Origin of the sequence: Bremerella cremea, from assembly GCF_003335505.1 — a bacterium.
Taxonomy (GTDB): domain Bacteria; phylum Planctomycetota; class Planctomycetia; order Pirellulales; family Pirellulaceae; genus Bremerella; species Bremerella cremea_A.
The window spans coordinates 59775-75639 of the sequence record NZ_QPEX01000045.1; the positions used below are offsets into that span (position 1 = coordinate 59775).

Annotated in this window: 12 protein-coding genes; 10 read left to right on the forward strand and 2 right to left on the reverse strand. The window is 54.4% G+C overall.

Features of this window, described 5'->3' with window-relative positions:
* Positions 1-502: 502 nt before the first annotated feature.
* Entirely contained in the window at positions 503-2194 is a 1692-nt protein-coding gene (locus DTL42_RS21010) for an ABC transporter permease (protein WP_114371865.1), read from the forward strand.
* Here DTL42_RS21010 and DTL42_RS21015 read toward each other — a convergent pair.
* Positions 2191-2694, reverse strand: coding sequence for a hypothetical protein (locus tag DTL42_RS21015; protein WP_114371867.1), 504 nt, complete (start codon positions 2692-2694; stop codon positions 2191-2193). The genes DTL42_RS21010 and DTL42_RS21015 overlap by 4 nt on opposite strands.
* Before the next feature lie 387 nt (positions 2695-3081).
* Here DTL42_RS21015 and DTL42_RS21020 point away from each other — a divergent pair, with 387 nt between their 5' ends.
* From DTL42_RS21020 to DTL42_RS21035, 4 genes are all read left to right on the forward strand, one after another.
* A complete protein-coding gene (locus DTL42_RS21020) occupies positions 3082-4755 on the forward strand; it encodes an efflux transporter outer membrane subunit (protein WP_114371869.1) in 1674 nt (557 codons plus the stop codon).
* Between the two features lie 198 nt (positions 4756-4953).
* Positions 4954-5916 carry an aspartate carbamoyltransferase catalytic subunit gene (locus DTL42_RS21025; RefSeq protein ID WP_114371871.1) on the forward strand — a complete coding sequence of 321 codons (963 nt, stop codon included), beginning with the start codon at positions 4954-4956 and terminating at the stop codon, positions 5914-5916.
* Positions 5917-5993: 77 nt separating this feature from the next.
* The gene (locus DTL42_RS21030; protein ID WP_114371873.1) at positions 5994-7280 is read left to right on the forward strand and encodes a dihydroorotase; all 1287 of its coding nucleotides are present in this window, start codon (positions 5994-5996) and stop codon (positions 7278-7280) included.
* Positions 7281-7404: 124 nt separating this feature from the next.
* Positions 7405-8136: an NYN domain-containing protein gene (locus DTL42_RS21035; protein WP_114371875.1), complete on the forward strand. Its 732-nt coding sequence runs from the start codon at positions 7405-7407 to the stop codon at positions 8134-8136.
* Between the two features lie 54 nt (positions 8137-8190).
* Here DTL42_RS21035 and purD read toward each other — a convergent pair whose 3' ends face one another.
* Positions 8191-9486 (reverse strand): phosphoribosylamine--glycine ligase, encoded by a 1296-nt coding sequence (purD, locus tag DTL42_RS21040; RefSeq protein WP_114371877.1) that lies wholly within the window; start codon positions 9484-9486, stop codon positions 8191-8193.
* A 519-nt stretch (positions 9487-10005) separates the two neighbouring features.
* Here purD and DTL42_RS21045 point away from each other — a divergent pair.
* The 5 genes from DTL42_RS21045 (at position 10006) to DTL42_RS21065 (ending at position 15859) form a co-directional block, all read left to right on the forward strand.
* Positions 10006-10791: a cupredoxin domain-containing protein gene (locus tag DTL42_RS21045; protein ID WP_234824296.1), complete on the forward strand. Its 786-nt coding sequence runs from the start codon at positions 10006-10008 to the stop codon at positions 10789-10791.
* Positions 10792-10820: 29 nt separating this feature from the next.
* A complete protein-coding gene (locus DTL42_RS21050; RefSeq protein ID WP_114371880.1) occupies positions 10821-11600 on the forward strand; it encodes a cupredoxin domain-containing protein in 780 nt (259 codons plus the stop codon).
* A gap of 184 nt (positions 11601-11784) precedes the next feature.
* Entirely contained in the window at positions 11785-13158 is a 1374-nt protein-coding gene (locus DTL42_RS21055) for a c-type cytochrome (protein WP_114371882.1), read from the forward strand.
* A gap of 121 nt (positions 13159-13279) precedes the next feature.
* Positions 13280-14038, forward strand: a complete 759-nt coding sequence (gene coxB, locus DTL42_RS21060) for a cytochrome c oxidase subunit II (RefSeq protein ID WP_234824297.1) — start codon at positions 13280-13282, stop codon at positions 14036-14038.
* Between the two features lie 6 nt (positions 14039-14044).
* On the forward strand, positions 14045-15859 hold the full coding sequence (locus DTL42_RS21065; RefSeq protein ID WP_114371884.1) for a cytochrome c oxidase subunit I: 1815 nt from the start codon (positions 14045-14047) through the stop codon (positions 15857-15859).
* The last annotated feature ends 6 nt before the right edge of the window (positions 15860-15865 follow it).

A 15865-nucleotide genomic window follows, 5' to 3' on the forward strand; every position in this document is an offset into this window, starting at 1 on the left:
GCACAGGAATCAACTCAGTAAGGACTCAAACGGCGTTCCAAACTGTGGGCAACATTTAACCATTATCGAGGCTAAACAGCGGTATACCGAACGAGAATCGCCATTAGCGAAAACGACTTCCCCTTAACGGCCTGGCAACGACCAACGATCTCCCCAAGAGTTTTTAACAAACTTCAGCAGAAACCAGGAGTAAAACACTTGGCACTGTCTCCTATCCCCCAAAAGCAAGGACTGCTGCCGCCTCGTTAGGCGATCGTTCTTAGAACTGCCTAATCGATGCGCTATCTCGTGCTATAGAACCTGCGTTAACCCTGGCGGTAGTTCAGCCGAATTGAAAATGAAGTTTCGAACTCTGGGCTGCGGTGAATGAGAAAACACGGAAATCGGATTCGCCAGGAATCTTGTCCGAATACTAGCTTCCGCAACTTTCAGGGCGTTACAATGAGCGGGCCTCGTCGGGAGGATGAGTCGGTTTCGTTGGCCCTGATACGGTTTCGCAGGAATGTATTTACTAGAAAATCCCGTTTTGCAGCGGGAGTTGCTCGTCAATCTTCGGACAGCTCGAGCTTTCTTGCTATTGCTTGCCTATCAGGTTTTATTGGCGGCAATTGTCTATTTTGCGTGGCCGCAAGTCGAACGGCTTGATCTTTCGACCGATCAAGAATCGGCTCGCCGACTGTTCGATTTATTTTTCCTGGGGCAGTTCGTCTTAGCCTCGCTCATGGCTCCCAGCTTCGCCTCGGGAACGCTTACCGGCGAGAAAGAACGTAAAACGTACGAAATGCTGCTGGCCAGTCCGCTTAAGCCGGGGGCGATCGTCGTCGGCAAGCTGCTCGCTTCGTTGGCCCACTTGGCGTTGCTGATCTTCACCTCGCTTCCGATCGTGATGCTTTGTTTACCGCTAGGTGGTGTTTCGCTTTACGAACTGCTGGCCGCATACGCAATTTTGATGGTCGCGGTGGCGACATTCGGCATGATTAGTGTCGCTTGTAGCAGCTTCTTTCAGCGGACCTCCTCATCGTTGGTGGTTTCTTATCTGCTGATCTTGCCGATCGCTTTGGCAGGTGCTTTCTTTTGGCGGATGCTAGGGGAGGACGGTAGTTTGCGCCTGGTCGTGTTGTTGATGACCGTCCCTCTGTTGGCATTGGCGACAATCGTACTGCTTTCCGCCTACACGGCCCAAACGCTGCTTTACCCGAACGATGTCGGCAGCGAAGGAAAGGAAGTCATCGACTTAGACAAAGAGGCCCGCGAAGCTGTGGGGCTGGTGATCCAACGCGACCAGTTCCCCGACCGTTTCTTTGCGCCCCCCAAGCGGTCGCAGCTGTTAGATGACCATAGAAATCCGGTTTACGACAAAGAGATTCACAGCGAAATCTTCGCTCAAGGAACGCTCATGCTCCGTTTGGTCATCCAAATCAGCATGTTCCTGGCGATTCCGCTTATGGCCGTTTGCCTCTATTTCAAGCCGCAGTACGCTCCGCTGTACATGGCCTATGTGATCTTGTTCAACATCCTGGTGGGGCCGGTGTTCTCGGCAGGAAGCATTACTTCGGAACGGGAACGCGAGACGCTCGATTTGCTGCTTACGACCGAGATTTCCCCCTGGATGATTCTTTCCGGCAAATTGATCGCCGGCTTCCGAGTTTCCAGCGTGCTGACTTGCTTTTTGCTCTGGCCGCTCGCGTTGGCGTGCTTGATGGTGCCTTACTATTGGACCAACTGGCTTTCTGTCTTGGCCTATCTCTTGGTGGTTTTGGTGACTTGCATCACAACGTCCATGCTGGCGTTATTCTGCTCGGTAATGTTCCGTAAGACTTCTCACAGCTTGATGTGTACCTATCTGGTCATTATCGCCCTGTTTTGTGGGACGCTGGCCTTCGACTACTTTGCCCAGCTGGCATTCACACCGATAACGAACACTTCGGTTGTCGAATACACTTCCGCAGGTTTGCTTGAAGAAAACAAGCCTGAAACGTCCCCGGTCGTGCAGTTTGCAGAGCAGTTGACCTTAGCCAGCCCTTTTTCTGCCTTGTGGGACGTTCCGTTGGAAGTCGATCTGGATGGTGCGACGGACAATGCCGGGAACTGGACGCGATTTGGTCTCTACCTAGGCTTTACCATCGGCGCGAACCTCATTCTGTTCGGCCTGATGGTTTGGCTCTTCCGCACTCGCTGGCGCGTCGCCTATTAGAAAGGGGACGCTTTGCCGGCATCGGCTCCAGCCATCATTTTCAATGGCCCGACGACGCCTCCAAAGATGTCGTCCATGGTAGTGCTTGGATCTTCCACAATCACGACACGATCGCCCGCTTGAAGCTGGTAATCGTATTCCATGGGAATGGCTTTATCGACGTGATCGTATTGCGAAATCAACTTCTGAGGTTGGGCCCCAGGATGCTGCGGCAATCGGCTCACGGCGATATGGAATCGCTTGAACTTCGCATTCGCTTTGGCTTGGTCGACGGCGGCTTGCACCGTCGGAGCTTGGGCTAAGAGAATCTTCTGCGTCGAACCTTTGTGCTCTTTCGACTGCATCTCGACAAGAATCATCGGCTGATTGGGCATCATGTTCGCTTGGTCCTGAGGCGAAGCCGAATCTAAGCTCGCCGAGGAGCGCATCATGCTGCAACCACTTCCCAAGAGGATGATCAACAGTACGGGGAAAGTGAACAGGGGAAATCGGTGAACCATTCTCACAATCCCTTGCGAAGCGAGGACCAAAAGGGGGCATCTGCACGACGCGTCTCTTACGCAGCCGTTGTTTTAGGTATCGGTTACACCGCAGACGAAAGTTAATCCGATTCCAGAGAAAAATCCGGTTAGTCAAAATAGGCAATGCATGCCTCGCTAGCATTCCCTATAGATACGATTGGTTTTACCCCATCCGAAGGTAAAACCGGCGGAACCCCGCAATAAATTGCTATCGTTACTATCGTCAACATTAACGATTGAGGGACCCGTATAGTCCGGAAACTTGACGACAAATTCCATACAACCGTTCCACCGATAACTTAGCTGAGGAGATTTTATTGGGAAGTAAAATATCTCACCACGAAACAGTTAGCTTGCGAACGGCTTATGCGAAACCCAAGACCCCACAACAATTCGCCCATCATAATAGGCAAGTTGATCCTCGGTGCTGTCGCTGCGACGGTGCTGGGGCTCACTGGCTGCCTTGTTGGGCCAGACCATATCGATCCTGGAGCGCCGTTCCGCAGTGAATGGATACCTCCCTTACCTCCGGGGGTAAATCAATCGTTCAACGATTCGGTTGCCTGGTGGACAAAGTTTAACGACCCGATTCTCAACAGTTTGATCGTACGAACGGCTCAGCAAAACTTGACCCTCGGTCAAGCCGCTGAAAAGATCGCCGAAGCACGGGCGTTGCGTGGCATTGCTCGTGGCGGGCTATTCCCCGACATTGATGGCATCGCCAGCTACACACGCCGGAAGCAGTCGGGTACCGGTAACACGTTCGGCTTTTCGCAGATTGCCCCCAAGCCGTTTAACTACTGGTCGTCTGGCTTCGATGCCACCTGGGAAATCGATGTCTTCGGGGCTGTCCGTCGCCGCTTGCAGGCTACCACCCAAGACATTGAAGTGGCCATCGAAGATCACAATGCTCTGATGGTTACCCTTCAGGGTGAAGTTGGTGCCAACTATATCACCGTTCGTACCTACCAGCGTCGGATTCAGTTCGCTGAGAGAAATATCGAACTGCAACGGTTGGCTCTCCGAGATGCGGAAGTCAAGCTCGATGCTGGTACCGTCACTCAACTTGACGTTGAACAGGCCAAATACAACCTGTACCAAACAGAAGCCGCGTTGCCGCTGCTGCAGCAGGAAATGGAATTGGCTTACCATCGTCTGTCGGCACTGATGGGCGAACCTCCGTCCGATCTTGCCCAGCAGATCACTCCGAACCAGCAGTTCCCTCTGCTGCCGGAAGATATTGGCGTGGGGCTGCCTATCGAGTTGATTCGTCAGCGTCCAGACATTCGCTCCTACGAACGGCAACTGGCTGCTCAAGCTGCCCGTATTGGCGTGGCTGTGGCCGAATTGTATCCGCGTTTTACGATAACCGGTACGTTCTCGGTCGACACAACGTCGTTCACCCGTTGGTTCGAGCCGCGTAGTATTGCCTATGCCTCTGGTCCTGGGGTGAGATGGAGACTTTTGGACTTCGGCCGTGTTCGTAGTGACATCGAAGTTCAACGGGCTCGCTGGCGAGGTCTGGTCTACGCTTACCAGAACTCGGTTGTCGAAGCCGCTGCCGAAGTGGAAGATTCGCTCTCGAAATACCGTTACAGCATCCAACGTGCTCAAAGCTTGCGAAAAGCAGCGGTTTCCGCTCGCAAAGCGGCTGAGATCTCGAAGGTACAGTACGATGGGGGCTTGATCCCATTCCTCACGCTGTTGGACGCTCAACGTGTTCAGGCCGAACTCGACGACCAGACCGCCTCAGCTGAAGGAGACATTTACCTAGCAGTGGTCTCGCTTTACAAAGCCTTGGGTGGTGGTTGGATCGATCCCTTCTCGGTAGCACAGAATCCGGGCGATACCGTTCCCAGCGAACTCGTATTGCCACCACCAGGCGATCCGAACGCTCCACCGCTTCCTTCGGGGCCCAACGCCCCGGCGGGCCCAACCGGCCCGGTGGGACCGGATCTTCCTATGAACCTACCGGCCAATGGAGCGGACGGCCTGCAGCCGGCTGAAGCACTACCAGTTCCCATGCCAGGTAGTAGTTAGTAAGTCGGATTGGCTTCCTAACCGTTCTGCAAGCAAGCGACGGGTGATTCGAGACCTCCTTCTCGAATCACCCGTTTTTCGTTTCCCGGCAAAAACGGAGCAGATTCCCCCGTCCCCCAGGTTGTGACCAGCGGTAGGAATCCTTAGAATTTGGCCCCAAGTAGATCGTCCCAACCGCTATGTATATTCTGGAATTCCATGGAGACGCCTGGGTTTCTCGAGCCCTTTCAAGGCCGCTGGACTAAGCGGCATTTGCTCGATTTAGAAAGTTTGACGTCGGACGAAATCACCCTTCTTCTCGACGTTGCACAAGCGTTCAAAGACTCCACTGAAAACTGCCGACGTAAATTATCGATCCTTACCGGTCGCACGTCCGTGAATCTGTTTTTCGAGGACTCGACACGTACTCGAACCAGCTTTTCCTTGGCCGCCCGTCGCTTGGGCGCGGATGTCGTCGAGTTTTCAGCCTCCAGCAGCAGCCTCTCGAAAGGGGAAACCTTGCTGGACACGGCCAAGACGATCGAATCGATGTGCATCGATACGCTCGTTTGCCGCCACAAGGCTCCTGGCACTCCGCAAATGCTGGCCAAAAACCTGGATTGTGGGGTCATCAACGCAGGGGACGGCCCCCACGAGCACCCCACTCAAGGCCTGCTCGATATCCTCACAATCCGTCAACACCGGGGCACGCTGGCCGGCAAAACGGTTGCGATGGTTGGCGATATCGCCCATAGCCGGACGGCCCGCTCGAATATCTGGGGGCTGCAAAAACTGGGTGCCCACGTGATCGTTTGCGGCCCCTCGACACTCGTTTCCCGCCGCTGGGAAGAGTTCGGTGTCGAAGTATCGCACGATCTCGATTCCATTTTACCCCGCTGCGACGTGCTGAATTTGCTGCGTATTCAGTTCGAGCGACAGTACACCCGACCATTTCCTTCCGTTCGCGAATACGCCTTGCTATATGCGATGGACCGCAAACGGATGGAGCGTGCCAAATCGGACATCCTGATCATGGCCCCAGGCCCGATCAACCGTGGCGTGGAAATCACCCCGGAAGTCGCTGACGGCGAGCATTCCGTCATCCTTCACCAGGTCAACAATGGGCTCGCCGTGCGAATGGCAGCGATGTGGCTATTGAACGACGGTCGCGCCACATCGTAGCCTCCCCATCAATCAGCTAAGAGAGAGACTTCACCTTCGTGCCTTGCCCAGCCATGGCAAGCCCAGTGGAAACAACCATGCCTCGCACGCTTATTCTAAACGGTCGCGTGATTGACCCCAGCCAGGGGATCGATCGGATTACGAACCTGCTGATCGACGAGGGACGTATCGGAGCGATCGACGTCGACGCAAACACCTCCGCTGCCCGAGTGATCGATGCATCCGGAAAGCTGGTTGTTCCTGGGCTGATTGACCTGAATGTCCAGATTCGAGAGCCAGGCTTCGAGGAAGACGAAACCATCGAATCGGCCGCCTTTGCTGCACTTGCAGGCGGCTTTACTTCGATTGCCGCTATCTCGGAAACGAATCCCCCTGTCGATAGCGCCGCCGCCGTGACCTACCTTGGTCGCCAAGCAACCGATGCCGATCACTGCAACGTCTACCCGGTTGCGTGCGTCAGCAGCGGACGGCAAGGGGAAGAGATGGCCGAGATTGGCATCTTGAATAACGCCGGCGCGATAGCCTTTAGCGATGGCCAGCGTCCCGTTTCGAACCCGGAACTACTTCGGCGAGCCTTAGAATACACGCTGATGTTCAATCGCCCGGTGCTCAACCGGCCTGAAATGGTCGAACTTTCGCGAGACGGCGTGATGCACGACGGCAAGGTTTCTACCGTGCTGGGCTTGGCGCCGATGCCCACCGAGGCCGAAGACGTCATGGCCGCACGCGATATTCGCATTTGCGAAGCAACCGGAGGCAAACTGCATCTGCTCGGCATCTCGTGCAGCGGCACCGTCGAGATACTTCGTCGTGCTAAAATGCGCAGCGTAGGCGTCACGGCCAGTATTTGTGCCTACCAGTTCGCCGAAACCGACGAAGCAATGCGCGACTTCCATACCAGCTTTAAGCTGAATCCTCCTTTGCGTTCCGCCGATCATATCAAGGCCTGCATCGCCGGCCTCAAAGATGGCACGATCGACGTGATCGCCAGCGGGCACGCTCCCCGGTCTTCCGAAAAGAAGATGTGTGCGATCACCGAGGCGCCGTTCGGCATGGTCGGCCTGGAAACGGCACTCGGCTTGGTGAGCACTCATCTGGTCGCCGCTGGACATCTCGACTGGTCGACCGTCATTAAAGCGATGTCGTTCAACGCCGCCCAGGTCTTGGGGCTCGCGAAGGGCACACTTCAAGTTGGGGCCGATGCCGACATCACCATTATCGACCCGCAACATCGCTGGACCGTCGACACGACCGATTACCGCTCGAAGAGCTTCAACTGCCCCTTCCACGGAGTGGAACTGATCGGCCGCGCGGTTGAAACGATTGTAGGCGGTGTCAGCAAGTTTCGGTACGATGCAGCGTAGTTCGCTTTCCTCTTAGGTGCTTCTCGCTCCTGCAGGAAGAGAGGAACCAGGGCGTTTCCTATTCATCTGTAGCGTCTTTACCAGCCAAAAGATGAACGGAACGTGCCCTTAAAAGGAATGCCTCATGTCGCTCATCATCGACGGATACAATCTGCTTTTTGCTGCCGGCATGGTCGGCTCGGTCGATGGAGAGGGTTCGTTTGAAGGGGAACGTCGAGCTCTTCTCGATGCTTTGCTCAAGGTCATCGACCCAAAGGAACTGTCCCAAACGACGGTCGTTTTCGATTCGGCCAACGCTCCGCCTGGCCTCCCTCGAACAGTTAATCACCACCAGATTACTGTCCGTTTCGCTTCCGGCTATGCTGACGCCGACGAGATGATCGAAGAACTGATTCGCGATCATCATGCCCCCAAACGCCTAACCGTTGTTTCCAGCGATCACCGCGTGCAGCGGGCTGCCCGTCGCCGCAAAGCGACCGCGATCGATAGCGATAGCTGGTTTCGGCTGATGCGGCAAACAAGAAAGCGGATTCAAGAGCAAGAGGCGAAGAAGCCCCCGCCCCCTAAACAGCCATCCGCTTCGGTTCCCAACGCCCAAGTCAACGAATGGATTAAGTTCTTTGGCGAAATCGATCTGGCAGATCTCATGCCACCAGAGACGGCGGACCCGCAAACGCGGCAACCTAAAGCCGCCTCTCCCTCACGACCTGCGGCAACCCATGAAGCCCCCGCGAAGCCAAGCGAGAAACGCAAACCCGCCGAGGCAGGGGAGGGCAAAGAAGCAGCGTCTAACGTATTCTCGGCCGACTATTTAAAGAAGATCGCCAACGAATTCTTCGGCCCAGGCGAACAGTAGACGCGCTGGGCAGCAGTTCTCAACCAATATATACAAGAGGTCAAAGCCCGTCGCTTACGGGTGTCGCAGGGCTTTGTCCGAGATATCCTTCCGGCACCAGGCTCCATCCCAGCGAATACATTTGACGGCGGTATATGCTTTTAGCTTCGCCGCAGAAATGGTTTCGCCGATTGCGGTAACACCAAGCACGCGGCCTCCGTTGGTGACAATCTGGTCGCCGTTGAATTTGGTGCCCGCATGAAAGACCTTGACGTCTTCCAGCTTCGCGGCTTCATCCAGACCACGGATTGTTTTTCCTTTTTCGTAGCTGCCAGGATAACCTTCGGAAGCCATCACCACGCAAACCGCCGGACGCGTATCCCACTCGGGCGGGTCGATCGAATCGAGACGACCCTCAGCACACGCTTCTAAAATGTCTGCCAAATCAGATTTCAACCGCATCAAAATCGGCTGACATTCAGGATCCCCAAAACGGACGTTGTACTCAAGAACCTTGGGGCCTTGGTTGGTCATCATCAAACCGGCATAAAGAACGCCCTGAAACGGATTTCGGGCTCGCTTCATCCCATGCACGGTCGGAACCAAGACCTTCTCTTCGACCATCGCCATGACTTGAGGCGTTACCAGCGGGGTAGGGGAGTAAGCCCCCATGCCGCCCGTATTGGGCCCTTGGTCGTCGTCGTAAGCTGGCTTATGGTCTTGGGCCGGAGGCAAGGTAAGAATCGTCTTGCCGTCGGTAATTGCAAGGACGCTTGCCTCTTCGCCATCGAGCCGTTCCTCGATGATGATCTGGGCGCCCGCATCTCCAAACACACGCAAACGCCCGATCTGATCGATCGCTTCTAAGGCTTCCTCTGCCGTGTTACAGACAGTCACCCCTTTGCCAGCGGCCAGGCCATCGGCCTTGATCACGACCGGCACATCCTCTCCTTCGTGAGGGAAGCGATCTTTAATGTAACGAGCAGCCGCATCTGGTTCACGAAAAACGCGATAGTCGGCCGTAGGGACGTCGGCACTGCGTAAGGTTTGCTTACAAAACGCCTTGCTGCCTTCCAACTGGGCGGCAACCCTATTGGGGCCGAAGATCTTCAGGCCACGTTCGCGAAAATAATCGACGGCGCCTGCCACCAGGGGGGCTTCTGGTCCAACCACGGTTAGCCCGACGTCGTTCCGCTTCGCGAAATCCGCCAAGGCCGCAAAATCGGTTTCGTCAATCGCGATGTTCTCGGCATCGATCTGCGTCCCAGCATTGCCTGGCGCCACGAATACATTCCGCACGCGCGAGCTTTGTGACAACTTCCAAGCTAACGCGTGTTCGCGTCCGCCCGAACCTAAGACCAATACGTTCATAAAACCGCAGCCGCTTTCATGGCGAAAAAATCGATGAAATGAAGAATCGTGCAGTGTACCAAATTACCATTTCCACGATCACCTCCTGCGGAAAAACGAAGTCAAACTGTCCGATTGTTGCTAAGTTGGCAAAAATGTGTCTGGGATTGAAAGAAAGTAATGCTTGATTCCAGCGCACCGCTTGGTAAAACAGGCACTCTATAATGCAATCCTTCACAACACGCTGACCCGTTCGGTGCCCACCTTAAAACGCCCTCCGATAAGCCTTACGGTTTTTGAGATCTTTTACAGTCACTTAAAACCGCCTATCCGGGGGTGGAAACAATCCGGCTTGGCTCGTAAATTAAACTGATTACGCTCCCCTCATTGGGGTGCGACAGAAATCACGGGCACAAAATTCCCAGATGCATATAATGTGTGGTGGAATAACGCGCCCTACTGAGGCGGTGAGATTCCCTTGCTTTTCACCCCTCCAACCTTCCCACCCCCCTAAAACGAATTGCCATTAAGGAGTACTGGATGAAAATATCGCAACTTGGATTGATGGTTGTCGCCGTGATTGGAGTTTGTGCACAAAGTGCCATGGCTCAAAATTGGGGAACCGTCACTGGTCGCTTTCTGATCGACGGCAAAGCTCCCACGATTCCTGATGACAACATCACCAAAGATTCTGAATTCTGCGGTGCCAAGCTCCCCAACCCTTCGTTGAAGGTCGGTGAAGATGGCGGCGTCCAGAACGTGGCCATGTGGCTGTACCTCGATCGTGGCGACAAAGCCCCTACTCCGCATCCTTCCTACGCCGAAGCCGCTAAGAAACCAGTTCTCGTAGACAACAAGGCTTGCCTGTACGAACCACACATCGTGGGGGTTCTAGTCGGTCAAAAGGTCGACTTCAAGAACTCGGACCCCATTCCTCATAACTTCAAAGTGGAAGGCTTCGCCAACTCGGGCATGAACAACTTGGTTCCTGTCGGTGGTGTTTTCCAGCATGAATTTACGTCGGAAGAACGCTACCCAATGAATGCCAGTTGCTCGATCCATCCTTGGATGGCCGGCAAGATCATCGTTCGCGAATCTCCTTACATGGCCGTCTCGGCTGAAGATGGGACATTCACCATCGAAAACATGCCGGTTGGCAAGCACAAGCTGCAAGTTTGGCACGAAATCCCCGGGACGATCAAAGAGATGAACGTCGGCGGTAAGAAGGTCAAAGATCGCAAAGGCCTGCTTGAAATCGAAGTTAAGCCAGGCGACAACGACCTGGGCGACATCAAGCTCGACGCCAAACTGCTGACCCCTAAATAACCCACGCTGGTTTTGAGGAGTTGATTGTCATGAGAACTGCGAAGTTCGCAGTCTTGCTGTTGGGCGTTCTGGGCTTCATGTCCCAGAACGCATTTGCCCAGCAGTGGGGCACGGTAAAAGGACGCTTCGTCGTTAACGGCGAAGTCAAAGCACTTGCTCCCTTACAAGTTGGTCAAAACCAAGGGTTCTGTGGCAGGCAAATTCCAAATCCCGTCTTAAAAGTCGATAAAGACGGAAACTTGCAAGATGCGGCACTTTGGCTTTTTCTGGATCGTGGCGCGAAGGCTCCTCAGCCTCACCCCATGTACGAAGAGAAGCTAAAAGAAAAAGTGGTTGTCGAAAATAAGAATTGCTTGTACGAGCCCCAAGTGGCTTTAGTTTGTACCGGCCAAGAGATCGAACTAAAAAACCTCGACCCGATTCCGCACAACTTCAAGATCGATGGTTTCAACAACCCAGGTATTAACCTCTTGGTGCCTGCCGGGGGCGTAGCGAACCACACGTTCAAGCAGGAAGAAAAGTCGCCGATGTTGGCCAGTTGTTCGATCCACAACTGGATGAACTCCCGCATCGTGATGCGTGATTCGCCTTACATGGCAGTTTCCGGCCCAGCTGGCACATTTACCATCGAAAACCTGCCGGTCGGCAAACACCAATTTCAGGTATGGCACCCGGTCAGCAACTATGTCAAAGAAATGAAGATCGACGGCAAGACGGTCAAAGACCGCAAAGGAATCATCGAAATCGACGTCAAGCAAGGCGACAACGACCTCGGCGACATCGTGATCGATTCCAAATTGCTAAAATAACCTGAACACCATCAAAGCCAACGCTGGGGCCGTTCCTGGCCCCGCGTTCCTTTCATTAGAATTTACACTGATCGCCGAGCTTTTGTCGTACGAAACACACAAAAGCCCAGCGAGATTACGTTCCTGAAAAAACCTTAACAGCGTCGTCTTTGCTTTGCCGAGCCGAGACTATCTGGAATCAACAATGCGAATTTGCCAGGCTCCTAAGTTTGGCGGACGTAATCAGGCGGGAGGCCTGGTTTTGGCCGTCATTATTGGGGCAATCGTCGGATGTACGTCGGAACCGCCCCAGTTCGAACTGAACGAAGTTGCCCTGCGCAAGACAGAACTTACGCAAGGATCGAATTTTAGTCTCGAGTATCAAATCGAGCCGATCGCGAACATTCTGGCAGAGAATTTCGGCACGCCTGATCAACCGAAGGTTCCGCAGTTCAATTACGAAGAACTGTTCCCCGATCTGTACGAAGATCCCGACAGTCTCGATCCAGAAGAAAAGGCGGAACTGGAAGCAGAGCAATCCAGCATTAAGGATATGCTCAATCTAGACATGCTTCAAATGGCCGCTGGCCCTTACGGCAGTGAGGAAGATGGCAGCCCGCGTGGTCTCTATCGACAGCACTGCGTTCATTGCCACGGCATCAACGGCGACGGTGCTGGCCCCACGGCCGCATTTCTGAACCCTTACCCCCGCGATTTTCGCTTGGGCAAATTCAAGTGGAAGTCGACTCCCACTGGTGTGCCGCCAACGCATGACGATCTCAAACGTATCATCATGAACGGTGCCCCTGGGACGGCAATGCCCAGCTTCAAACTACTGCCCGAGCAAGAGGTGGAAGCACTCGTTCAATACGTGAAGTACCTCACCTTCCGTGGAGAAGCCGAGCGGAATCTGCTGATGGAGTTTTCCCAGCTCGACGCAGCGGTTGCCAAGCCCGCCGAGAAGCGTAATGAGGAAGAACAAGAATACATCAAAGAAATGTCGCCAGAGGAACTCGCCGAAGCGAAGGAAGACCTCAAGTCCGAAGTGGACGAGTTGACCGAATACGCGCGGATGGATTTTATCTTCCCGATCTTCGAGAAGTGGCGTGATGCTGAGCCAACGGAAGTTCCTCAGCGTCCAGATTGGAATCTCGACGAATCCGTTGCTGCCGGGAAAACACTCTTCTTTGGCAAGGGAGGCTGTGCCACTTGTCACGGTCAATCTGGGCTGGGCGATGGACAGACGGCTGAAATGTTCTACGACGACTGGACGGAGGATTTCTACGATCCGAAGGCCCCTGAGAACGTCGAAGAATTTCTGACCTTGGGTGCACTTCCGCCTCGGAAGCTCGATCCACGTAATTTGCGACTAGGCAACTTCCGCGGCGGTCGCCGACCGGTTGATGTCTATTGGCGGATCAAAAACGGCATCGAAGGAGCAAAGATGCCCGCCGCCGCTTATGACCTGCAAGACGAAGACATTTGGCACATGGTCGACTTCGTCCTTAAAGGCTTGCCGTACGACAGCTTGAGCCAACCTCAACTGCACGAGCAAGAGAACATTCGCCTAAGAAACTAATTGCACAATCTTTGATCGTCGGGCGAACTGATTCGCCTGGCTTATCACACAGCGTAGGCTGTAAGTAGGAGAATCCCTGGTGGGAAGATTCTGGAGTCTTGTTTTTCTGAGCATCCCAATCTTGGGCACCCTCATTATTGTGTGGGCGGCCATGGATTGGTATCCGCTTGAAGGCCACTGGTTCCCTGAAAGGGTTGTCGAAAACGGGAGCATCGACCACCTTTTCTACTGCATCCTGTGGCTAACGGGGATTGTCTTCATTGCGACGGGGATCCTGCTGTTTTGGTTCCTCTGGAAATACGACGCAGCGAAGAATGATCAGCCGGTCGTCTTCTCGCATGGCAGCCACTACATGGAAGTCATGTGGTCGGTTGTGCCGGCAATCATCCTGCTCTTTCTGGCCATCTATCAAATGGATGCCTGGGCTGGGGCTCGGATGCGTCGTCCGACGCTGGCCAACGGCCAGCCGATGCCGCCGATTGCCCGCGTCACCGGTCGCCAATTTGAGTGGCGGATCCAGTATCCCGGGGCGGATAAAAAGTTCGACACGCCAGACGACCTTTACGTGACCAACCTTTTGCATATTCCCCGTGACGAAGAAATCGTTCTGGAAATCGAGAGCGACGACGTCCTGCACAGTTTCTTTCTGCCTAACTTCCGCGTCAAACAGGACGTGGTTCCTGGGATGAAGCAGTTCATTTGGTTCAAGCCGATCAAAGATGGCGCCTACGACATTGTCTGTGCCGAGCTTTGTGGGTGGGGACACTACAAGATGAAAGGTCAGATCACCGTCCAGTCGCGAAACGATTTCGATGCCTGGTTGCAGAAGACCTATGACGAACAAGAATTGTCCGAATTTTCGCTGGCTGAGGCAGAGTAAGATACGATGAGCAGCATCACTGCGGATGGGCATGCCGCACACGCCCACTCGTCCGGCGAATTTGGCGTTGGCGAGTTCATTACAACCTACGTTTTCTCACGCGACCACAAAGTGATCGGGATTCAGTTCCTGTTCTCGACCTTGTTATGGTTCCTGGTCGGTGGTTTGCTGGCGATCGGTATTCGCTGGCAACTAGCTTGGCCGTGGAGCGATATGCCGGTGATCGGCCCGATGCTATTCTCGGCGGAAGGTGGCCAGATTTCGCCTGAGTTCTACACGATGCTCTTCACCATGCACGCCACGGTGATGACATTTTTAGTGATCATTCCGATCTTGGCCGGGGCATTCGGCAACTACCTGATTCCCCTGATGATCGGGGCCGACGATATGGCCTTTCCCACGATGAATATGCTCAGCTACTGGGTGATGTGGCCGGCCTTCTTCCTGTTTGGCGGGAGCTTCTTTGTTGCCGGCAACGGCGCTTCAAGTGGCTGGACCAGTTACCCACCGTTGGCCTCGATCCCAGAATCGGCGCCCGGTAGTGGCTTGGCCCAAACGATGTGGCTGCTGGGTCTGACCTGTGTTGGTATCAGCTCGATGTTGGGCTCGGTCAATTACCTGACCACCATCATCCAGATGCGGGCCCCAGGCATGACGATGATGCGTTTGCCCCTTACGATCTGGGGGATGTTTATCACTGCGTTGCTGCAAGCATTTGCTTTGCCGGTGCTGACAGCGGCAGGTTTGATGCAGCTACTCGATCGAACCGCAGGAACCGGCTTTTTCATTCCGGAAGCCCTCTCGGTCAACAACTCGCCGATGGCCCCTGGTGGCGGGCAACCGCTGTTGTGGCAGCACTTGTTCTGGTTCTATTCCCACCCGGCGGTTTACATCATGATTCTGCCTGCCATGGGGATGGTTTCCGACATTCTCTGCTGCTTCGCACGCAAGCCGCTGTTCGGTTATAAGCCGATGGTTTACGCGATGAACGGCATTGCCGGGCTTGGCTTCATTGTGTGGGGGCACCATATGTTTGTCTCCGGCATGAACCCCGGCCTCGGCATGACTTTCATGGTCGCAACCATGATGATCGCGCTACCTAGTGCCGTGAAAACCTTCAACTGGCTGGGCACCATTTACGGCGGCAAGATCCAGTTCACCTCGCCGATGCTGTTTTCTCTGGCGTTCGTTTCGATGTTCGTCGTCGGTGGGTTGTCTGGCATCTTTATGGCGGCCACACCGGTCGATATTTTCATTCACGACACGTACTACATCGTGGCCCACTTCCATTACGTTTTGTTTGGCGGAACCGCCATGGCAGTGTTCGGGGGCATCTACTTCTGGTTCCCCAAAATGTTTGGCCGGACAATGAACGAGTTCTGGGGGAAAACGCACTTCCTGCTAACGTTCATTTTCCTCAACGGTACCTTCTTCACGATGCACATTTTGGGCGCCGTTGGTTTTCCCCGTCGCTTGGCTGATCCTTACCACTACGAAACGTTCCGTCACCTTCAGCCGATCAACCAATTCATGACGATCTGCGCCATCCTGATGGTCGCTTCGCAGATCCCATTCATCTTGAACTTCTTTTACAGCATGTTCTTCGGCCCCAAAGCAGGCCGAAACCCATGGCATGCCAACGGTTTGGAATGGCAAGCCCCAAGCCCGCCTGGGCATGGTAATTTCGATTTCCAGCCGATTGTCTACCGTGGCCCCTATGAGTATGGTTCGCCCGAATCAGATAAGGACTACTACCCGCAAACGCAACCACCCAACGAACGTGGACAAGCGGACGTGTCACCGACGTTGACCGACAAATAGAACCCC